This window comes from Mycolicibacterium iranicum, from assembly GCF_014190915.1.
GTDB classification, from domain to species: domain Bacteria; phylum Actinomycetota; class Actinomycetes; order Mycobacteriales; family Mycobacteriaceae; genus Mycobacterium; species Mycobacterium iranicum_B.
The window spans coordinates 64,935-85,837 of the sequence record NZ_JACHVU010000005.1; the positions used below are offsets into that span (position 1 = coordinate 64,935).

17 protein-coding genes are annotated in these 20,903 nt (G+C 68.1%); 9 read left to right on the forward strand and 8 right to left on the reverse strand.

Features of this window, described 5'->3' with window-relative positions:
* Window position 1 precedes the first annotated feature (1 nt).
* Genes FHR72_RS13320 through FHR72_RS13330 form a run of 3 tightly spaced genes read left to right on the forward strand, consistent with a single transcriptional unit; the run spans window position 2 to window position 2,827 of the window.
* The gene (locus tag FHR72_RS13320) at window positions 2-418 is read left to right on the forward strand and encodes a cytidine deaminase (protein WP_183468663.1); all 417 of its coding nucleotides are present in this window, start codon (window positions 2-4) and stop codon (window positions 416-418) included.
* Window positions 415-1,728, forward strand: coding sequence for a thymidine phosphorylase (locus FHR72_RS13325; RefSeq protein ID WP_183468666.1), 1,314 nt, complete (start codon window positions 415-417; stop codon window positions 1,726-1,728). The genes FHR72_RS13320 and FHR72_RS13325 overlap by 4 nt, the downstream gene beginning before the upstream one ends.
* Before the next feature lie 10 nt (window positions 1,729-1,738).
* Window positions 1,739-2,827 (forward strand): adenosine deaminase, encoded by a 1,089-nt coding sequence (locus FHR72_RS13330; RefSeq protein ID WP_183468669.1) that lies wholly within the window; start codon window positions 1,739-1,741, stop codon window positions 2,825-2,827.
* 157 nt (window positions 2,828-2,984) lie between these two features.
* Here FHR72_RS13330 and satS read toward each other — a convergent pair whose 3' ends face one another.
* Window positions 2,985-4,238: a protein export chaperone SatS gene (satS, locus tag FHR72_RS13335; RefSeq protein ID WP_183468672.1), complete on the reverse strand. Its 1,254-nt coding sequence runs from the start codon at window positions 4,236-4,238 to the stop codon at window positions 2,985-2,987.
* 146 nt (window positions 4,239-4,384) lie between these two features.
* Between satS and FHR72_RS13340 the strand changes: the two genes are divergently transcribed.
* Window positions 4,385-5,254 carry an LLM class F420-dependent oxidoreductase gene (locus FHR72_RS13340; protein WP_183469116.1) on the forward strand — a complete coding sequence of 290 codons (870 nt, stop codon included), beginning with the start codon at window positions 4,385-4,387 and terminating at the stop codon, window positions 5,252-5,254.
* 53 nt (window positions 5,255-5,307) lie between these two features.
* On the opposite strand, the gene FHR72_RS13345 is transcribed toward FHR72_RS13340, so the two are convergent.
* The 3 genes from FHR72_RS13345 to FHR72_RS13355 form a co-directional block, all read right to left on the reverse strand.
* Entirely contained in the window at window positions 5,308-8,145 is a 2,838-nt protein-coding gene (locus tag FHR72_RS13345; RefSeq protein ID WP_183468675.1) for a hypothetical protein, read from the reverse strand.
* 401 nt (window positions 8,146-8,546) lie between these two features.
* Complete coding sequence (locus tag FHR72_RS13350) at window positions 8,547-9,650, reverse strand: C40 family peptidase (protein WP_183468678.1); 1,104 nt, start codon at window positions 9,648-9,650, stop codon at window positions 8,547-8,549.
* On the reverse strand, window positions 9,650-9,955 hold the full coding sequence (locus FHR72_RS13355; RefSeq protein ID WP_183468681.1) for a type VII secretion target: 306 nt from the start codon (window positions 9,953-9,955) through the stop codon (window positions 9,650-9,652). Before FHR72_RS13355 ends, FHR72_RS13350 begins: the two co-directional genes overlap by 1 nt.
* Window positions 9,956-10,006: 51 nt before the next feature.
* Between FHR72_RS13355 and upp the strand changes: the two genes are divergently transcribed.
* Window positions 10,007-10,630 (forward strand): uracil phosphoribosyltransferase, encoded by a 624-nt coding sequence (gene upp, locus FHR72_RS13360; RefSeq protein ID WP_183468684.1) that lies wholly within the window; start codon window positions 10,007-10,009, stop codon window positions 10,628-10,630.
* On the opposite strand, the gene FHR72_RS13365 is transcribed toward upp, so the two are convergent.
* Together FHR72_RS13365 and FHR72_RS13370 are read right to left on the reverse strand one after the other, a co-directional pair.
* Window positions 10,627-12,216: a phospho-sugar mutase gene (locus tag FHR72_RS13365; RefSeq protein WP_183468686.1), complete on the reverse strand. Its 1,590-nt coding sequence runs from the start codon at window positions 12,214-12,216 to the stop codon at window positions 10,627-10,629. The two genes, upp and FHR72_RS13365, sit on opposite strands and share 4 nt — an antisense overlap.
* A gap of 43 nt (window positions 12,217-12,259) precedes the next feature.
* On the reverse strand, window positions 12,260-12,715 hold the full coding sequence (locus FHR72_RS13370) for a MarR family winged helix-turn-helix transcriptional regulator (protein ID WP_183468689.1): 456 nt from the start codon (window positions 12,713-12,715) through the stop codon (window positions 12,260-12,262).
* A 90-nt stretch (window positions 12,716-12,805) separates the two neighbouring features.
* On the opposite strand from FHR72_RS13370, the gene FHR72_RS13375 reads away from it, so the two are divergent.
* Entirely contained in the window at window positions 12,806-13,930 is a 1,125-nt protein-coding gene (locus FHR72_RS13375; protein ID WP_183468693.1) for an AbrB family protein, read from the forward strand.
* Here FHR72_RS13375 and FHR72_RS13380 read toward each other — a convergent pair.
* Window positions 13,876-14,670, reverse strand: a complete 795-nt coding sequence (locus FHR72_RS13380; RefSeq protein WP_183468696.1) for a purine-nucleoside phosphorylase — start codon at window positions 14,668-14,670, stop codon at window positions 13,876-13,878. The genes FHR72_RS13375 and FHR72_RS13380 overlap by 55 nt on opposite strands.
* Window positions 14,671-14,715: 45 nt before the next feature.
* On the opposite strand from FHR72_RS13380, the gene FHR72_RS13385 reads away from it, so the two are divergent.
* Together FHR72_RS13385 and FHR72_RS13390 are read left to right on the forward strand one after the other, a co-directional pair.
* Window positions 14,716-15,894, forward strand: coding sequence for a M20 family metallopeptidase (locus tag FHR72_RS13385; RefSeq protein WP_183468699.1), 1,179 nt, complete (start codon window positions 14,716-14,718; stop codon window positions 15,892-15,894).
* Window positions 15,891-17,066: an amidohydrolase gene (locus FHR72_RS13390; protein ID WP_183468702.1), complete on the forward strand. Its 1,176-nt coding sequence runs from the start codon at window positions 15,891-15,893 to the stop codon at window positions 17,064-17,066. The genes FHR72_RS13385 and FHR72_RS13390 overlap by 4 nt, the downstream gene beginning before the upstream one ends.
* Before the next feature lie 147 nt (window positions 17,067-17,213).
* Here FHR72_RS13390 and FHR72_RS13395 read toward each other — a convergent pair whose 3' ends face one another.
* Complete coding sequence (locus tag FHR72_RS13395; RefSeq protein WP_183468705.1) at window positions 17,214-17,774, reverse strand: TetR/AcrR family transcriptional regulator; 561 nt, start codon at window positions 17,772-17,774, stop codon at window positions 17,214-17,216.
* A gap of 186 nt (window positions 17,775-17,960) precedes the next feature.
* Here FHR72_RS13395 and FHR72_RS13400 point away from each other — a divergent pair, with 186 nt between their 5' ends.
* A complete protein-coding gene (locus FHR72_RS13400) occupies window positions 17,961-20,840 on the forward strand; it encodes an MMPL/RND family transporter (protein ID WP_183469118.1) in 2,880 nt (959 codons plus the stop codon).
* Window positions 20,841-20,903: the final 63 nt, after the last annotated feature.

The following is a 20,903-nucleotide window of genomic DNA, read 5'->3' on the forward strand; positions in this document are numbered from 1 at the left end:
GATGACCGCAATAGACTGGGATGTATTGCGCCGCAGAGCAATTGAGGCCGGACGCCATGCTTACGCGCCCTATTCGCGCTTCCGGGTGGGAGCGGCCGCTCTCGTCGACGATGACCGAATCGTCACGGGATGCAATGTGGAAAATGTCTCATATGGCCTAGGTCTCTGTGCCGAGTGCGCAGTGGTCTGCGCCCTACATTCCGGCGGGGGCGGACGCCTTGTCGCACTGGCGTGCGTAGGCCCCGACGGTGCGGTGCTGATGCCCTGTGGACGGTGCCGCCAGGTGCTGTTCGAACACGGCGGGGCCGAGCTGCTGATCGATCACCCGAGCGGCCCGAAACCGCTGCGCGAGCTGCTGCCCGACGCTTTCGGCCCCGACGACCTGGCCCGCGCGCATACCCCCGAGGAGACACTGTGACGTTTGACGCCCCGTCGGTGATCCGCATCAAGCGCGACGGCGGCGTCCTGTCCGACGAGGCGATCGATTGGGTCGTCGATGCCTACACCCACGGCCGCGTCGCCGACGCCCAGATGTCGGCGCTGCTGATGGCGATCTTCCTGCGCGGCATGACGAACGGCGAGATCGCGCGGTGGACGGCCGCCATGATCGCGTCGGGGGAGCGGCTCGACTTCGGTGACCTCCGGCGTCCCGGTGCCCCCGGCAAGCCCCTCGCTCTGGTGGACAAGCACTCGACCGGGGGCGTCGGCGACAAGATCACCATCCCGCTGGTGCCGGTCGTGATGGCTTGCGGCGGTGCGGTTCCGCAGGCCGCCGGCCGTGGCCTCGGTCACACCGGCGGGACGCTGGACAAATTGGAGTCCATCCCCGGATTCAGTGCCGAGATCTCCAAAGGCCAGGTCCGCCAACAACTCTGCGATCTCGGCGCCGCGATCTTCGCCGCCGGTGAGCTCGCCCCGGCCGACCGCAAAATCTACGCGCTGCGCGACGTGACCGCGACGACGGAGTCCCTGCCGCTGATCGCGAGCTCGGTGATGAGCAAGAAGATCGCCGAGGGCACCCGCGCGCTGGTGCTCGACTCGAAGGTCGGCTCGGGCGCCTTCCTGGACACCGAAGAAGAGTCGCGGGAGCTGGCCCGCACCATGGTCGAGCTGGGCGCCGAACACGGGGTGCGCACCATTGCTCTGCTGACCGACATGGAGGCGCCGCTCGGCTGCACCGTCGGCAACGCCATCGAAGTCGTCGAATCGCTGGAGGTGCTGGCCGGCGGTGGGCCCGACGACGTGGTCGAGCTGACGCTGGCGCTGGCCCGCGAGACGTGCGACGCGGCTGGCCTCGACGGTGTCGACCCGGCGCAGACGCTGCGCGACGGGACCGCCATGGACCGGTTCCGTGCGTTGGTCGAGGCGCAGGGCGGCGATGTCGCCGCGCTGTCCGCCGAGGCGTTGCCTGTCGGTGGCCATTCCGAAACCGTGACGGCGCCTCGCGGTGGCACGATGGGTGACATCGACGCGATGGCGGTGGGACTGGCGGTGTGGCGGCTGGGAGCAGGCCGCTCGGCGCCCGGCGAGCGCGTGCAGTTCGGCGCCGGAATGCGCATCCACCGGCGCCCCGGCGAGCCCGTCGCCGCAGGCGAGGCGCTGTTCACCCTGTACACCGACACGCCGGAACGTCTCGCCCCGGCAGCCGCCGAATTGGAGGGCGCCTGGAGCGTCGGGGACCACCCGCCGCCGCAGCGCCCGCTCATCATCGACCGGATCAGCCCGTGAGGAGTTTCCCGTGACGACGCCGTTGACGCTGGAGAACATCCGCCGCGCGCCCAAGGCGCTGCTGCACGACCACCTCGACGGGGGTCTGCGCCCGGCCACGGTGCTGGAGCTCGCCGATCAACACGGGTACGAGGACCTGCCCGCCCACGACGCCGACGGCCTGGCGGAGTTCTTCCGCACGGCCGCGCACAGTGGGTCGCTGGTGCGCTACCTGGAGCCGTTCGCCCACACGGTCGGCGTCATGCAGACACCCGACGCGCTGCACCGCGTCGCCCGCGAATGCGTCGAGGACCTCGCCGGCGACAACGTCGTCTACGCCGAGATCCGGTTCGCCCCCGAGCTGCACATCAACGACGGGTTGTCGCTGGACGCCGTCGTCGACGCGGTGCTGGCAGGCTTCGCCGACGGGGAGAAGGCCGCGGCGGCCGACGGGCGGACCATCACGGTGCGCTGCCTGGTGACCGCGATGCGCCATGCGGCACGCTCCCGCGAGATCGCCGCGCTGGCGATCCGATTTCGGGACAAGGGTGTGGTCGGCTTCGACATCGCCGGCGCGGAAGCGGGCTACCCGCCCACCCGGCACCTCGACGCTTTCGAGTTCATGCGAAGCAACAACGCGCGCTTCACCATTCACGCGGGGGAGGCGTTCGGGCTGCCGTCGATCCACGAGGCGATCGCCTTCTGCGGTGCCGACCGGCTCGGCCACGGCGTGCGGATCGTCGACGACATCGAGGTGGACGGCGACGGCCGGGCGACGCTCGGCAGGCTCGCCTCGCTGCTACGCGACAAGCGGGTGCCGTTCGAGATGTGCCCGAGCTCCAACGTTCAGACCGGCGCGGTAGCCAGCATCGCCGAGCACCCGTTCGATCAGCTGGCCCGGCTGCGCTTCCGGGTGACGGTCAACACCGACAACCGGTTGATGAGCGACACCACGATGAGCCTGGAGATGCTGCGCCTGGTCGAGGCGTTCGGCTACGGGTGGAGCGACCTCGAACGGTTCACGATCAACGCGATGAAATCTGCGTTCATCGCCTTCGACGAGCGGCTGGCCATCATCGACGAGGTGATTAAGCCCCGCTACGCCGTCCTCGTCGGCTGACCACCGCGGCCCCGGGACCTGCACCGCGACCCCGGACTTGCACCGCGAGCGCGCGTGTCTGCACAGCGGCGCGCCGCATTCTCCGGCATTTTGCGCGCGCTCGCACGGGTCTCTCCAGGCGCTCGCACGGGTCTCTTCACGCGCTCGCGCGGTGGGCTTACGTCTCCGAACGCAGCCGCGACTCGACGAAGCGCTCCAGCGACTCCCACTGCGTCACCGCGTCCGCGTACGGCGCGTTCGGGCGCTTCACCGTGTCGGGGTCGAGCACGTGGCCGATCAGCTGCCCCAGCGAGGTGTCGGTCGCCAGCTTCGAGTCGACGGTCGTCTCCTCGGAGTAATCGCCGATGTCGCGCAGCAGCTCCACCGCGAGCTCGAGCTGGTCGCGATCGAGGGCGTCGGGTCCCTCGGCGAGGTCGTCGACGATGTCGGTCAGCACGTAGACGTTGTCGTCGGTGACGTCGACCCGCAGGGATCCGTCGGTGGCCGCGGTGCGGATGTCGTCGTAGGTGGCGAGGTCGGACAGATCGTGATCATGTTCGTCGGCGAGGTAGCGCGCCAGCGCTCGCTCCGACGGGAACACGCTGATGCGGCCGTTGCGGCCCAGGAAGATCGGCTGATCGTTGAGGTAGCACCGCAGGGTGAAGTAGGTCCCGCCGGTCATCATGATGCGGACCGGGTCGATGCCGACACGCTCCCAGAAGTCCTTGTCACTGCCCAGCACCTTGGTCTCGGCCTCGGCGGCAAGCTCGTCCGCTTCCTCCGGGGTGTCGACGACGTCGTCGATCACGAGGTCGTCCTCGTCGGGCTCGGGGGCGTCCTCGTCGAGCTCGGCCTGGGCCTTCTCGGCGGCGGCGGTGTCGACCTCCGGGGTGGTGATGACCTCGTCGAGGGCTTCGATGACGCTGTCCCACCCGCGGGCGATGATCTTCTCGATTTCGGCCCACCGCTTGCGACCTGCGCGCCCGGCGAACGCCTCCGCGCCGCCGCCGACCGTCCCGAGCATCGGGTTGCCGTTGAAGAACTTGGTGACTGCGGGCAGCTCGCACACCGAACCCATGGACGACACGACGGCCAGCGCGCCGTGCAGCGCCCGCACGTTGTCCTCGGTGGGCTTCTGCGACAGCAACTCCTCGAGCACCACGAGGTCGTGCGTGTGCTCGTCGGTCGGGTTCAGCCGATGGGCGTTGGCCTGGGTCAGCTTCTCCCACGCGGGATGGTCGACCAGGTCGTTGTCGTCGTTGGTGCGGACGAAAGCCACCAGGTCAGCGACCGATTCGAGGACGTAGAGGTCCTCGTCTTTGCCGAGGAACGCTTCCCACTCGTCGCCGTCGGCACGCCACCGCGGCGCCCACAGCGTGTACACGTCGCCCTTGGTCAGCTTCAGCCCGATCGGCACGATGTCAGCAGCCATGCGGCACAGCCTAGCCACCGGCCTCGGCCGCACCGAGGGCATGGCCACGGTATGTCCGGCCACGTCGCGACGACGGCGCACTGTTGCCGTACCGCAACCCGTTCGTCGCTCGGAGTGTTCGTCAAGCCTGCCATGATCGCCGAATGATCAGACTCGGCCTGCATGGGCTCGGCATCGCCGCGGGTGCGCAGCGCACCGTGATCGATGCCGTGGCCGCGGCGGCCGAACGCTCCGGGTTCGCAACCCTGTGGGTCGGCGAGCACGTCGTCATGGCCGACGAGTCGGATTCTCACTACCCCTACAGCGACGACGGCCGGATCGCGATCTCCGCCGAGGCCGACTGGCTGGACCCCTTGATCGCGTTGAGCTTCGCTGCCGCGGCGACAAATCGGATCGAGCTGGCGACGGGCGTGTTGCTACTGCCCGAACACAACCCGGTGATCACGGCAAAGCAGGCCGCGTCCCTCGACCACATGACGGGTGGCCGCCTGTCCCTCGGCGTGGGCGTCGGGTGGTCGCGGGAGGAGTACGACGCACTGGGTGTCCCGTTCGAAGGGCGCGGCCGGCGGATGGCCGAATACGTCGCGGCGATGCGCACCCTGTGGCGCGACGATGTCGCCTCGTTCTCGGGGGAGTTCGTGTCCTTCGATCGCGTGCGGGTCAATCCGAAGCCGCGGGGCAGGTCGATCCCCATCGTGTTGGGCGGAAACTCCGACGCGGCCTTGCGCCGTGCGGCCGAATGGGGTGACGGCTGGTACGGCTTCAACCTGGCCGACGTCGAGGAGGCCGCGTACAGCGCCTCGAAGCTGCGTTCGCTGTGTCGCGAGGTAGGGCGTGACCCCACCGAGCTGAGGCTTGCGGTCTCCCTGCAGGACCCGGTGCCGGCCGACGCCGTCCGTCTGGCCGATGCCGGCATCGACGAGCTGGTGCTGGTTGCGGGCCCGCCGGCCGATCCGATCGCCGCCGAGGCGTGGATCTCGGACCTCGCGGGTCAATTCCTACGGGTGCGCGCCTGAGCGAGGTCGCGCCGCTGAGTGAGTCCCTGTGATGCGAGAGCGATAACGGGGCCTCAGGCCCACCAACCTGCGTTCGGCCGGAGACCGAACAAGGTGAGGAACATGTTCACGAGATGCGAGACGAAGGCCACGGTGCGTGAGACGGCCTCGCGAAAAGCGGCCACGAGGCTTTCGAAGAAATTGCTGGGGCCGGGTTCAGGCTCAGATGTCGTCGGATCTGTAGGACCTTCTGTGCTGCCAGGAGTGCTGGTCGGACTGTTCGGGTCCGAGCCGGCGGCGGTCTCATCGGTGTCGGTATAGCCGTCGCCGTCGCCGTCGCCGTCGGTGTCGGTGTCGTCGGGCCCGCTGGTGTCGGAGCCCGGGTAATTAGCGGGGTCGTTGGGGTCGCTGCCCGCTGATGCCTCATCGGCATCGGTGTAGCCGTCGCCGTCGGAGTCGGCGTAGTTCGTTGAACCGGGGTAGCTGGAGGCGTCGTTGGGGTTGGTACCGGAGGCGGTTTCGTCGGCGTCGGGGTAGCCGTCTCCGTCGGAGTCCAGGCTGTATGAGCCCGGGTAATTGGCGGGGTCGTTGGGGTCGGTGCCTGCGGATGCCTCATCGGCATCGGTGTAGCCGTCGCCGTCGGAATCGGTGTAGTTCGAGCCTCCCGAGCCGGGGTAGCTCCCGGGGTTGGACGGGTCGGTGCCTGCGGCAGTTTCGTCGTTGTCGGTATAGCCGTCGCCGTCGGCGTCGGTGTTGTCGGGGCCGGTGGTGTCGGAGCCGGGGTAGTTGGTGGGGTCGTTGGGGTTGGTGCCCGCGGATGCCTCATCGGCGTCGGTGTAGCCGTCGCCGTCGGCGTCGGTGTAGTTCGTCGAGCCGGGGTAGCTGGAGGCGTCGTTGGGGCTGGTGCCGGCGGCGGTTTCGTCGGCGTCGGTGTAGCCGTCGCCGTCGGAGTCCAGGCCGTTTGAGCCCGGGTAATTGGCGGGGTCGTTGGGGTCGCTGCCCGCTGATGCCTCGTCGGCGTCGGTGTAGCCGTCGCCGTCGAAGTCCAGGCCTTTAGAGCCCGGGTAATTGGCGGGGTCGTTGGGGTCGCTGCCCGCTGATGCCTCGTCGGCGTCGGTGTAGCCGTCGCCGTCGGCGTCGGTGTAGTTCGTTGAACCGGGGTAGCTGGAGGCGTCGTTGGGGTTGGTGCCGGCGGCGGTTTCGTCGGCGTCGGGGTAGCCGTCTCCGTCAGAGTCCAGGCCAAGTGAGCCGGGGTAGTCCGTCGAGTCGTAGGGGTTCGTCCCGGCGGTGCCTTCGTCGGCGTCGGTGTAGCCGTCGCCGTCGGAGTCGTTGTAGTTCGAGCCTCCCGAGCCGGGGTAGCTCCAGGGGTTGGAGGGGTCAGTGCCCGCGGCGATTTCGTTGTTGTCGGTGAAGCCGTCTCCGTCGGAGTCGTAGTCGCCGGAGCCTGGATAGCTTGAGGGATTGGTGGGGTCCGTGCCTGCGGCGGTTTCGTCGTTGTCGGTGTAGCCGTCGCCGTCGGTGTCCGTAAGGCCGGATCCGGGGTAGTTGGTGGGGTCGTTGGGGTTGGTGCCAGCGGCTGCTTCGTCGGCATCGGTGTAGCCGTCGCCGTCGGCGTCGGTGTAGTTCGTCGAGCCGGGGTAGCTGGAGGCGTCGTTGGGGCTGGTGCCGGCGGCGGTTTCATCGGCGTCGGAGTAGCCGTCTCCGTCGGAGTCCAGGCCGTATGAGCCCGGGTAATTGGCGGGGTCGTTGGGGTCGGTACCTGCGGATGCCTCATCGGCATCGGTGTACCCGTCGCCGTCGGAATCGGTGTACATCGAGCCACCCGAGCCGGGGTAGCTGGTGGAGTCTTCGGGGTTGGTGCCTGCGACGAGTTCTTCGCCGTTGCTGTAGCCGTCGCCGTCGGAATCGGTATCCGAGCCTGGATAGCTGGACGCGTCGTAAGGTTCGGTGCCGGAGGCTGTTTCGGTGCCGTCGGTATAGCCGTCGCCGTCGGAATCGGCGTCTGACCCGGGATAGCTCGATGGGTCGTTGGGGTTGGTGCCTACTGCGATCTCGTCCCCGTCGTGGTGGCCGTCGCCGTCGGTGTCTGCGGAATAACCGTCGTCTGATCCCGGATAGCTTGCGGGGTTGTAAGGGTCGCTACCGAAAGAGTTTTCTTCGTCGTCGCTGAATCCATCGCCGTCGGTGTCCGTCGTGCCGGAGCCGGGGTACTTGGTGGGGTCGTTGGGGTCGGTACCCGCTGATGCTTCGTCGGCGTCGCTGTAGCCGTCTCCGTCGGCGTCGGTGTAGTTCGTCGAGCCGGGGTAGCTGGAGGCGTCGTTCGGGCTGGTGCCGGAGGCGATTTCGTCGGCATCAGAATAGCCGTCGCCATCAGAGTCAAGGCCGTATGAGCCCGGGTAGCTGGACGAGTCGTAGGGGTCGGTGCCTGCAGATGCCTCATCGGCATCCGTGAAGCCATCGTTGTCAGAGTCGCCGTAATAGGAATCTGTCGAACCCGGATAGTTGGAAGGATTCCAGGCATCTGTTCCGGCAGAGTTTTCGGCGTCATCGGTGAATCCGTCGCCGTCTGAATCCGTCTGCCCGGGCGACGAGTCTTCAGAGCCCGGGTAGTCGGCCGCGTCGGCGTCGTCAGTACCCGCCGCCGATTCCTCGGCGTCGGAGAATCCATCACCGTCGGAATCGGTGCCTTCTTCGTCGGTTTCACCACCGCCACTGTTTTCCTGATCCGGAACAGGTCCGTCGCCCGAGGAGTCGGGAATGCTGTCGTCGGAGTTGGGTTCCTGACTCTCGGACTCTCCGAGGTCGGCACCGCCATCTGTCGTGCCATCTCCGTCAGCGCCGCCCTCGTTCGAAGGGGACGGTGTGCTGTCGTCGCCACCGTCATCAGGGCTGTCCTCCGTCGTAAAGCTCACCAGCATGACCGGGGACGGTGCGGGTTCGATCGGCGCGAAGAGCATGAACCCGCAAGTAACCAAACCAGCCGTCGCGATCGAGGCGCCCAGGAGTCGACGCATGCTGTTCCGCGGCGGCTGTGCTTCGTCAAGAGGCGAGCTATGAAGACACTCTTTATCCGGCATGATTGCCCCCGACCGCGTTGCCTGATAAAAGCGAAGATCAATGCGTAATTTACAGCCGCGATAGATAGCGCGTCCAGCGATCTCACCAAGTCAGAGGCGGTTGTGTGCGTAGGAAAGCATTCCGGATCCACTATTGTTTGAATCCAGTAATTCACCCTCCAATCGGTTTTAGTGATTGCGCGGTGCGACATTTGGTGTCACTGCGACGCTGAACACAGCGAAATGTGCAGAGTTATCTAGGCCGTCGGCCGCCAGAATCCCTGAAAACCCTGACCCGCGTTCGCGGTCCGAATCGGCGACAGTTTGACCGGATCGCCGGCCTCCACCATGAGGCCGTTCCCGACGACCATCGCGACATGGCCGTCCCAGACCGCAAGGTCCCCGGGCAGCAGCGACCCAGAGGCCACGGCGCCCCCGATGTCCTGCTCCTGAGCCAGTCGCGGAATGTTCAAGCCCGCTTCGCCGTAGGCCCACTGGGTCAAGCCGCTGCAGTCGAGCCCTACGCCCGGGGTCGTCCCGCCCCACTGATACGGCACGCCCAGTTGCGTCAGGGCATGCCGAACCGCGCTGGCGGCAACGGCATTGGGTGCCATCACCACGGAACCGTCGGGAAGCTGGATCGCCACACCGTCGCCGAACTCGGCCGCATCGGGAACCTCGGTGCCGTCGGGGCGGGTGAACGACGCCAGTTCCGCGGGGATGGGTGACCCGGCACCCATGCCGCCGAGTCCACTCGATCCCACGCCCCCGGCCGGGGGACCCATCGGGCTTCCGGAACCTATGCCCGCGCCGGCGCCGTATCCGGCCGGCGACGTCGGTGCCGCCGATGCGGGCGGTGCGCGTCCCTCCAATGCTATTGCGTGTCCGTCTAATTCGCCGCACAGTTCCTCGACGATCGCGATGGCCCGAGCCAGGGCATCGCGCGCGGCGGCCAACAGCTCCTTCGCCACCCCCGGCTCATCGAGGCGCGGCTCTAGTGCGGCCGCCGTGTTCTCGAAGTCGTCGACGAGGTCCTGTAATCGACGGTGCGCGCCGGCGACCGCGTGCGCCGCATCCGCGGCCACCCCGCCGAGCCCGCCCGCCCGCTCAGCGGCTTCGTCGATGGCCGCGGCGGTCGTCGCCGCGAAGTCGGAGGCCGCGTCGGCGGCGCTGCCGGACCACTCGCTACCGGCGCGCTGCCAGGCCTGGCCGGCCGCGCCAGAGACATCGAGGAGCCTCGAGCGAATGCCGTTGAGCGTGGAGGCAGGCCCGGCGGCGGGGTCCGCAGGGAATCCGGGTCCGACGAGCGCCTGCACGCGGCGCAGCGGTGCCACGAGCGCCTCCACGGTCGCAGTGGGCATCAGCGGACGCCGGCGATCCAGGTGGCGGCCGCGTCGTCGCTGACCTGATAGGCCGTCGCCGACGTCGCCGCGGCCCGGGCACCGCCCGACAACGACCCACTCAGCGTCGCGATCACCTCGGCGTCGCCCTCAGCTGCCCGCGTCAGCGCGGCCACGAACCGCGCCCCGACCGGGCCGTACAGGTCGGCTCCCGGCCCCAGTGCCCGCAACCGGGCGGCCGCAGCGGTCAGATCGGCCGCATGGTCGACGCAGGCGGAACTGTAGCGGTGCAGCGAATCGGGGTCGACAGACAAGCGCGCGGACATATCGTTATGACGCCGGGAAAGGTCCGGAGGTTCCCACTACAGTCGGCACCCATGGATGTGCGCGTAGTCGACCACCCACTGGCCGCGGCGCGGCTGACCACCCTGCGCGATGAGCGCACCGACAATGCGGGTTTCCGTGCCGCGCTGCGCGACCTCACGCTGATGCTCGTGTACGAAGCGACCCGTGAGCTGCCGACGCAGACCGTTTCGGTGCGCACCCCGCTGGCCGAGACTGCCGGGACGAAGCTGGCGGTGCCGCCGCTGCTGGTTCCCGTGCTGCGCGCCGGCCTCGGCATGGTCGATCAGGCCCACGAATTGATCCCCGAGGCCAGGGTCGGCTTCGTCGGGGTGGCACGCAACGAGGAGACCCACAAGCCCACGCCGTACCTCGAATCGCTGCCCGACGACCTGAGCCGTCAACCGGTCATCGTGCTGGATCCGATGCTGGCTACCGGCGGCTCGATGGCCCACACCCTGGAGCTGCTCTACGGCCGCGACGCCGTCGACGTCACCGTCATCTGTGTGGTCGTCGCGCCGGAAGGCTTGGCGGCGTTGGAGAAAGTCGCACCCGAGCTGAAGGTCTTCACCGCGTCGATCGACTCCGGCCTGAATGACATCGCCTACATCGTCCCGGGTTTGGGCGACGCCGGTGATCGGCAGTTCGGTCCGCGCTAATTCCACTCCCGCACGGCAGCAGCGACCCTGTCCTGCAGATCGGCGGCGCGTGAGCGGGCCTCGACGACGTCGCCGGCGCAGCGGATCTCGATGTAGCACTTGACCTTCGGCTCTGTTCCGGAGGGGCGGATGACGACCCGCACCGCTGCCTGATCGTCACCCCCGGTGAAGACCAGCGCGTCGGTCCGGGGTGCGAGATCTTCCGCGGCCACGGCGAACCCGGCGATGTCAGCCGGGGGTTTCGTGCGCAGCCGGGTCATCAATTCGGCTGCCTGCTGGGGACTTTCGACCCGACGGGTGACGCCGATGGTCGAGTGCACGCCGTGGCGGCGGGCGAGGTCGTCCAGAGCATCGAGCACGGTGCGCCCCTGCTGCTTCATCGCGGCGACGAGGTCGCAGACCAGGACCGCCGCGCTGATGCCGTCCTTGTCCCGCACCGCGTCCGGATCGACGCAGTGTCCGATCGCCTCCTCGTAGGCGTACACCAGTGTCTCGGCCAGCCCGTCGTCGGCGCGGGCCAGCCACTTGAAGCCGGTCAGCGTCTCCACGTGCCGGGCGCCGTGCGCTGCGGCGATGGCCGCCAGCATGCGTGACGACACCACGGTGCTGGCGACCACTGCATCCGCCTCGCCACCCGACAAGATGTATTCGCCGAGCAGCCAACCGGTTTCGTCACCGGTGAGCATCCGCCAGCCTGACGGTGTCAGAACCCCGATCGCGCAGCGGTCCGCATCCGGGTCGAGCGCGATCGCGATGTCGGCGTCGACGTCGGCGGCGAGGGCGAGCAATTCGTCTGCAGCGCCGGGTTCTTCGGGGTTCGGGAACGGGACGGTCGGGAAATCGGGGTCGGGGGCGAACTGGCTCTCGACGACGCGCACCTCGTCGAAGCCGGCCAGAGCCAGAGCGTCCAGCGCGAACTCACCACCCACGCCGTGCATTGGCGTCAGTGCCACCCGCACGGACCCGGTGCTGCGGCGCACCGACGCCGCCTGCTCGGTGTAGGCGCGTAAGTGCGCGACGCCGGACGGTGTGACCCCTGTCCTGGGAATCTCATCGGCAGGCGGTGCCGCGGCGATCGCGGCCTCGATGTCGCGGTCGGTGGGGGAGATGATCTGCATGCCACCGTCGAAATACACCTTGTACCCGTTGTCTGCCGGCGGATTGTGCGACGCGGTGATCTGCACACCCGCGGCGGCGCCAAGGGTACGCACGGCGAACGCCACCGCGGGGGTCGGCACCGGCACCGGCATCAGAAGGACCGAGAAACCCTGGGCGGCAAACACTTCAGCGGCAGCCGCGCCGAACTCGGCGGACCGGTGCCGGGCGTCGTAGCCCACCACCACCGGTGCTCCGCCGCGTCCCCGATCGGTAAGCACCCGCGCCACCGCCCATGTCGCACGCAGCACGACGGCCAGGTTCATGCCGTTGGGTCCGGCGCGCAGCGGTCCGCGGAGGCCTGCGGTGCCGAAGGACAGCGGGTGGGAGAACCGGTCGGCGAGCTCGTCGTCGCTGCACGCCGCCAACTCGGCGGCAGCGTGGGGATCGGGATCGTGGGCGATCCACTGCTGCACGGAAGGCGGAGTCACCTGCTCACTTCATCAAACGCGGATCGGGCGCGCAAAGGGGCGATCAGCGCGGCGGTTCGGCGATGGGCTCGGCATTGGCGAGCTTGCGCAGGATCGGTGCCACCAGCATCAGCAGGTCCACTTCGAGTTCGGAGAGATGGTCGCGCATCGTCTGGTGTAACCAGGCATCGCGCTCGGCGCGGTCGGCATCCAGCAGCCGGATGCCGTCGGCGGTCAGCTCTATCAGCTGGCGGCGCCGGTCGGTCTCATCGGGCCGGCGTGCGATCAAATCGCGGCCCACGAGCTCGTTGAGCGAGTCGGTCAACGACTGCACCCGCACATGCAGGCGCACCCCCAGCTCGGCCGGCGTCGTGACGCCGGCGCGGCTGATCTCACCGAGAAGCTGCATCTGGCTCACGGTCAGCCCGTTGTCCGGCCGGTGCCGGCGCAGCTGACGGGTGACCGCCATCATCGATTCGCGCAGCTCGGTGGCTGCAGACGACGTGGACTCCCTCGTCATTGCCAAGCTATGGCTTGGTATCGGGCTGTCATATTCGTTCATCTTTCCAGTTTGAGATCTTGAATTACCAAGAGCATACTTATTATCACGATGAAATGGTGGCGACAGATACTTCGGTGGTCGATTCTTCTTGCTGTGACCGTCGGGGTCACCGTTCCGTTGACGATGCTCGGCGTGCCGTCAGCGGCCCTGTTCGCCGCCCTGGCGGTGGGCATCGCACTGGCTTTGATGGGGGCGGGCCCGGAACGGGTGCCGCGCAAGCTCGGTCTGGCTGCGCAAGGCGTTCTCGGCGTCTACATCGGCACGATGGTGCAGCAGGATGCGCTCTCGACTCTGTCCGGCGACTGGCTCATCGTGCTCGCCGTCGCCGTGGGGACTCTGCTTCTGAGCGTCATCGCCGGCGCCCTTCTCGGGATGCGGCGTGACGTCACGCCCCTCACGGGATCGCTGGCCCTCGTCGCCGGCGGGGCCTCCGGATTGGTGGCCATCGCGCGCGAACTCGGTGGCGACGATCGCGTCGTCGCCGTCGTGCAGTACCTGAGGGTAGGGCTGGTGACGGCATCCATGCCCGTCGTCGTCACGCTCATCTACCACGCCGACCGCGGCCATCACGCTTCCGAGGTCACGGAAACGGCCTCAGCGCCTTGGTATCTCAGCATGGCGATGATGGCCGGCCTGATCGTGGTCGGCGCGCTCGGTGGTCGGCTGATCCGGCTGCCCGGCGCCGGGCTGCTGGGGCCGCTCGCGCTGACGGTGGCGCTGGAGATCAGCGGATTGTCGTTCGGTCTGACGGTGCCCACACTGTTGGTGCAGGCCGGCTATGTCCTGATCGGCTGGCAGGCCGGGTTGGCCTTCACCCGTGAGTCGCTGCGCAGCGTCGGACGTCTCCTGCCCGCGGCGCTCGCCCTGATCGTGTTCATCGGGGTCGCCACGGCCGGACTCGGGGTCGTCCTGGCCCACGTGGCCGGCCTGACACCTCTGGAGGGCTACCTCGCCACCAGCCCCGGCGGGGTGTACGCGGTGCTGGCGACGGCGGTCGAGACCGGGTCGAACGTCACCTTCGTCATCGCGGCGCAGGTGGTACGCATCCTGCTGATGCTGTTCGCCGCACCGCTCCTCGCCCGGGGCGTGGTGTGGGCGAGCCGGCGCCTGGCCCGGGATCAGAGCCGCGCGATCACCGAGGACAGCAGAGACCCCATCCGCGTCGCGGACTGACGGCCCGCCTCGAGGACCTCGGCGTGGCTCAGCGGCTGGCCCGTCATCCCGGCGGCCAGGTTCGTCACCAGCGACACCCCGAGCACGTCGGCGCCGGCCGCCCGGGCGGCGATGGTCTCGTGCACCGTGGACATCCCGACCAGGTCGGCACCCATCGTGCGCAGCATCCGTATTTCGGCGGGTGTCTCGTAGTGGGGGCCGGGCAGCCCGGCGTACACGCCTTCGGCCAGGGCGGGTTCGATCTCGCGGGCGATCGCGCGCAGCCGCGGGGAATAGGCATCGACCAGGTCGACGAACTGGGCGCCCACCAGTGGCGAACGCGCCGTCAGATTCAGGTGGTCGCTGATCAACACCGGCTGCCCGACCGAGAAATCCGCACGCAGTCCACCGGCGGCGTTGGTCAAGACCACGGTCCGTGCCCCGGCTGCGCATGCGGTCCGGACCGGGTGCACAACGTGCTGCAGATCGTGGCCCTCGTAGGCGTGGATGCGTCCGAGCAGCGCCAGCACATGGTGGGGGCCGACACGCAACGAAAGGGCCTGACCGCTGTGCCCCTGCGCGCTCGGAGGGGTGAAACCGGGCAGCGCGGCCATCGGGACGGCGGCGGCGGGATCGCCGAGCTGAGCGGCCGCCGGTGCCCATCCCGACCCCAGCACCACGGCGACGTCGTACTGCTCGACGCCGGTGCGGTCCCGCAACTCGTTCGCTGCCCGCCGGGCCTGGGCTGCCGGATCGTCCACAGGCGGCAGCTTAGTGGGGCTGTGCGCAGTGAGATACTGGCCTGCATGCCCATTGCCGCCGCGTCGACGTGCGTCGAAGACGCAGTCAACCGTCGCCGCAGCGACCTGATCGAGCTGTCCCACTCGATCCACGCCGAACCCGAGCTCGCGTTCGCCGAACACCGCAGCTGCGCGAAGGCGAAAGCCTTGGTCGCCGAGCGCGGATTCGAGATCTCCGGCACCGCGGGGCTCGAGACCGCATTCCGTGCGGTGTTCGGCGGCGGCCCTCTCGTTGTCGGTGTCTGCGCCGAATACGACGCACTCCCGGGCATCGGGCACGCCTGCGGGCACAACATCATCGCGGCGTCTGCGGTCGGCACTGCGCTGGCCCTGGCGGAGGTCGCCGACGAGCTCGGGCTGACGGTCGTGCTGCTCGGCACCCCGGCCGAGGAGCTCGGCGGAGGCAAGGCGCTGATGCTCGACGCCGGGTCGTTCGACGACATCGCCGCGACCGTGATGCTGCACCCCGGCCCGATCGACATTGCGGCGGCGCGCTCGCTGGCGCTGTCCGAGGTCACGATCGCCTACACCGGCGAGGAGTCGCACGCCGCGGTCGCGCCCTATCTCGGGGTCAACGCCGCCGATGCCGTCACGGTGACGCAGGTGGCCATCGGGCTGTTGCGTCAACAGTTGGTGCCCGGGCAGATGGTGCACGGCATCGTGACCGACGGCGGGCAGGCGTCCAACATCATTCCCGGATATGCCGAGCTGCGGTACACGATGCGCGCGACGAACTCGGAGTCGTTGCGGGAGTTGGAGACTCGGATGGCGGGTTGTTTCGCCGCGGGTGCCGTCGCCACGGGGTGCGAGCACGTCGTCACCGAGACCGCGCCGGCCTACGCCGAGCTGACCCCCGATCCGTGGCTGGCCGAGGCGGTGCGCGCCGAGATGATCCGGGTGGGACGCACACCGGTGCCCGCGGACCTGGAGGCGTCGCTGCCACTGGGGAGCACCGACATGGGCAACGTGACCAAGGTGATGCCCGGGATCCATCCCATCGTCGGCATCGACGCCGGCGGCGCGTCGATCCACCAACCGGCGTTCACGGCGGCGGCCGTCAACGCCAGCGCCGACACCGCGGTGGTGGAGGGGGCGATCATGCTGGCCCGCACCGTGGTGGTGCTGGCCGAATCGGAGCCGGAAAGGGACCGCGTGCTGGAGCAGTGGCAGAGGCGGGCGTCGTGAGCGTGTTGCAGCATGCGGCCGCGCGGTGGCTGAGCGAGCACTATGACGACCTCGTCGGGTGGCGCAGACACATCCACCGTCACCCCGAACTCGGCCGGCAGGAGTTCTCGACCACGCAGTTCGTCGCGTCGCTGCTCGCCGACGCCGGGCTGAATCCGAAGGTCCTGCCCGGAGGGACGGGGCTGACGTGTGACTTCGGGCCCGACCATGGACCGCGGGTGGCGTTGCGCGCCGACATGGATGCGCTGCCGATGGCCGAGCGGACGGGTCTGCCGTTCTCCTCGGAGGTGCCCAACGTCGCGCACGCGTGCGGCCACGACGGACACACCGCGGTGCTGCTCGGCGCCGCGCTGGCGATGGCATCGGAAGCCGAACTGCCCGTCGGCGTGCGGCTGATCTTCCAGGCCGCCGAGGAACTGATGCCCGGCGGTGCGATCGACGCGATCGCTGCCGGAGCGCTGACCGGGGTCTCGCGGATCTACGCGGTGCACTGTGACCCGCACCTGGCCGTGGGTCGGGTCGCGGTGAAGGCGGGGCCCATCACCTCGGCTGCCGACCACGTCGAGGTCACCCTGCACTCTCCGGGCGGCCACACGTCGCGGCCCCATCTGACCGGCGACCTCGCCTACGGCATGGGCACGCTGATCACCGGTGTGCCCGGGATCCTGTCCCGCCGGATCGACCCGCGCCACAGCACGGTGATGGTGTGGGGTGCGGTGCACGCCGGCGTCGCCGCCAATGCGATCCCGCAGACCGGAACCATGGCCGGCACCATCCGCACCGCCAGCCGCGAGACCTGGCTGACGCTGGAAGCTGTTGTTCAGGAATCGATCTCATCGCTGCTGGCGCCTCTGGGTATCGAGTACGTCGTGCAGTACCGCCGCGGCGTGCCGCCGGTGGTCAACGAAGAGGTCTCCACGCGCATCATGACCCACGCGATCGAGGCCATCGGCCCCGACGTGCTGGCCGACACCCAGCAGTCCGGCGGTGGCGAGGACTTCTCCTGGTATCTGGAGGAAGTGCCCGGGGCGATGGCACGCCTCGGCGTGTGGGACGGCCGCGGGCCCCAACTGGATCTGCACCAGCCGAACTTCGATCTGGACGAGCGGGCACTGGGCGTGGGCGTCCGGCTGTTGGTCAACCTGGTGGAGCACGCCGCGCAGGCCCAGTAGCCCGCGCCTCGCACCGCGCCCCGTGCGCCGCGCCCCTTGCACCGCGAGCGCGCGTGTCTGCACGCCGCCGCGCCGCATCTCGCGGTCTTTCCTGCGCGCTCGGGCCCGCCCGAGCGTGGGCGTTGCGTCGCGTCGCGTCGCGTCGCGTCAGAAGACTTCCAGGAACCTCTTGGTCAGCTCCAGCAGAATCTTGTGCAGGTCGGCGTCGTCGAGATCAGCGACCATCGGGTCGTTGACACAGCCGTGGATGCCGGCGCTGAGCATCGAGATGGCCACCCGCGTCGTCGGGTCGGGGTCGGGCCCGAGGAGGGCGTCGGAGATGCGCTCGCCGATGCGGCGGTACTCGTCGTGTTCTTCGAGCAGATGATGCACGGTCGGGTCACCGTAGAAGACGCTCGAGATGCGGCGGTGCCGGATGATCAGCTCGACCATCCCGCTGATCGACACGCTGCGCCGCGTCTCGACCGTGGGCAGGGTCTCGGTGATGCGCAGGAGGTGTTCGATGTCGTCGTAGACCGGCTTGACCACGGCCAGCGCGATGTCGTCCTTGGAATGGAACTGGTAGTAGACCGCGGCCTTGGTGACGCCGAGGCGGTCGGCGATCATCTGCAGCGACGTTCCGCTGACGCCATGGTCGGCAAAGAGTTCCAAGGCCGCTTCCAGCACCCGCTCCCGTGCGAAGCCGCGCGTTGCCACCGGTTTGGCCATGGTCCTCCCTCCATGTCGCACCGTCGGGTTCGGCGAACTGTATCCCAGATCACTTCGCGCCTGGATCCCGCGCCAGGCCACTAGTTAGCCGATCGGCTTGTGTAGAGTTAGCCGAGTGGTTAGTCTAGCTTTGCTTTTTAGATTGGCCCCGTCGAACACGGCAGCGCCGTAACGGCTTTCGGCTAGATCCTCTGGAGGAGTCGCACGGTGGATGGGCACAAGCCGCATTTCTACGGCATCGCCCGGTTCATCCGCCGGGCCTCGATCCCGTTTCTCCTGATCTGGATCGCCCTCGCCGTCTTCCTCAACGTCGCGGTGCCCCAGCTCGAAGCGGTCGGCAAGCTGCGGTCGGTGTCGATGAGCCCCGACGAGGCGCCGGCCGTCATCTCGATGGAGCACATCGGCAAGGTTTTCGAAGAGTATGAGTCCAACAGTTCGGTGATGATCGTGCTGGAGGGCGACCAACCCCTCGGCGACGAGACCCGCGCCTACTACGCCGGCCTCATCGAGAAGCTCGAGGCCGACACGGTCCACGTCGAGCACATCCAGGACCTGTGGAGCGACCCGCTGACCGCCTCGGGTGCCCAAAGCGCCGACGGCAAGGCCACCTACTTCCAGGTCTACCTTGCCGGCAACCAAGGCGAGGCCCTGGCCAACGAGTCGGTGGCCGCGGTGCAGAACCTCGTCGCCGACAGTCAACCGCCCGCCGGCGTGAACGCCTATGTCACCGGTGCGTCGGCGCTGGCCGCCGAGCAGGAGAACGCCGGCCACGAGAGCATGCGCATGGTCGAGGCGCTGACGTTCCTCGTCATCACGATCATGCTGGTGCTGTTCTTCCGATCCATCGTCACCACCTTGCTGATCCTGGTGATGGTGGGGCTGAGCCTGATGACGGTCCGCGGCGCCGTCGCGTTCCTCGGCTACTACGACATCATCGGTCTGTCGACGTTTGCGACGAGCCTGCTCGTCACCCTCGCTATCGCCATCGCCGTCGACTACGCGATCTTCCTGGTCGGGCGCTATCAAGAGGCCAGAGGCAAGGGAGAGAGCCCAGAGTCGGCCTACTACACGATGTTCGGCGGCACCGCGCACGTCATCGTGGGCTCCGGCCTGACCATCGCCGGTGCCACCTTCTGCCTGAGCTTCACCCGCCTTCCGTATTTCCAGACCCTCGGTGTCCCGCTGGCCCTGGGCATGCTGGTGCTGATCTGCGTGGCCATGACGTTCGGCCCGGCGGTAGTGACCGTGGCGAGCAAGTTCGGGCTGCTGGAGCCCAAGCGCGCCATGCGAGTTCGCGGCTGGCGCAAGATCGGCGCGGCCACCGTGCGCTGGCCGGGCGCGATCCTGGTGGCCAGCGTCGCGGTGTCGCTGATCGGCCTGCTCGCGCTGCCCGGCTACCAGACCAGCTACAACGACCGGAACTATCTGCCCGCCGACATCGAGTCGAATGTGGGATACGCCGCCGCCGAGCGGCACTTCTCGCCGGCGCGGCTCAACCCCGAAATCCTGATGGTCGAGAGCGACCATGATCTGCGTAACCCGGCCGATTTCATCGTGATCGACAAGATTGCCAAGGCGCTCTTCGCCGTCGAGGGTATCGGCCGCGTGCAGACCATCACCCGCCCGGACGGCACGCCGATCGACGGCACCACGATCCCGTACATCATGAGCAGGCAGGGCGGAACGCAGAAGCTCAACGAGAAGTACATGCTGGATCGGATGGACGACATGTCTGTCCAGGCGGAGTCGCTGCAGAACACCATCAACACGATGGAAAAGATGATGTCGCTGATGGGGCAGATGTCGGAGATCACCACCAGCATGGTGGAGAAGACGAAGACCATGGCGGCCGACATCACCGAATTGCGGGACCACATCGCGAATCTCGACGATTTCTTCCGGCCCATCCGCAACTACTTCTACTGGGAACCGCACTGCTACAACATCCCGGTGTGCACGGCGATGCGATCGCTGTTCGACCTGATCGACGGCACGAACCTGCTCACCGACAACGTCCAGGACCTCGTTCCCGAACTGGAGCGGCTCGCAGCCGTCATGCCGCAACTCCTCGAGTTGATGCCCTCGCAGATCGAGTCGATGAAGTCGCAGCGCGACATGATGCTGACGATGCAGCAGACCCAGGGCGGGCAGCTCAAGGCGTCGGCCGAGATGAGCGGCGACGCAACCGATATGGGTGACGCGTTCAACGACGCCCGCAACGACGACACGTTTTATCTGCCGCCGGAGGCGTTTGACAACGCCGACTTCCAGCGCGGCATGGAACAGTTCATCTCGCCCAACGGGCACGGCGTGCGGTTCATCATCGCCCACGAAGGAGACCCGCTCTCCCCGGACGGTGTCAAGAAGATCGACGCGATCAAGTCCGCGGCCAAGGAAGCCATCAAGGGCACACCGCTGGAGGGTTCGAAGATTTATCTCGGCGGTACCGCGGCCACGTTCAAAGACATGGCCGACGGCACGCAGTACGACCTGCTGATCGCCGGAATCGCCGCTGTCGGATTGATTTTCATCATCATGCTGATCCTGACGCGCGCCATCGTCGCCGCGGCGGTGATTGTCGGGACCGTGGTCCTCTCCCTCGGCGCGTCTTTCGGGCTGTCGGTGCTCGTGTGGCAGCACCTGGTCGGCATCGAGTTGCACTGGATGGTGCTGCCGATGGCGGTGATCATCCTGCTGGCCGTCGGGGCGGACTACAACCTTCTGGTGGTGTCCCGGCTCAAGGAAGAGGTCCACGCGGGTCTGCACACCGGCCTGATCCGCACCATGGGCGGCAGCGGATCGGTCGTCACCGCCGCCGGAATGGTGTTCGCACTGACGATGATGACGATGGCGGTCAGCGATCTGACCATCATCGGTCAGGTCGGCACGACGATCGGCATGGGCCTGATCTTCGACACCCTGGTCATCCGGTCGTTCATGACCCCGTCGATCGCCGCGCTGCTGGGTCGCTGGTTCTGGTGGCCGCAGCAGCTGCGCACGCGCCCGAAGCCGGTGCCGTGGGGGAGCGGTGGAGTCGCACCGCGAGCGCGCGTGTCTGAACAGTGACACAACGGCGCGGCTGGCATTTGGCGCGCGCTCACGGCCGGCGAGTTATACACATGCGCGCGT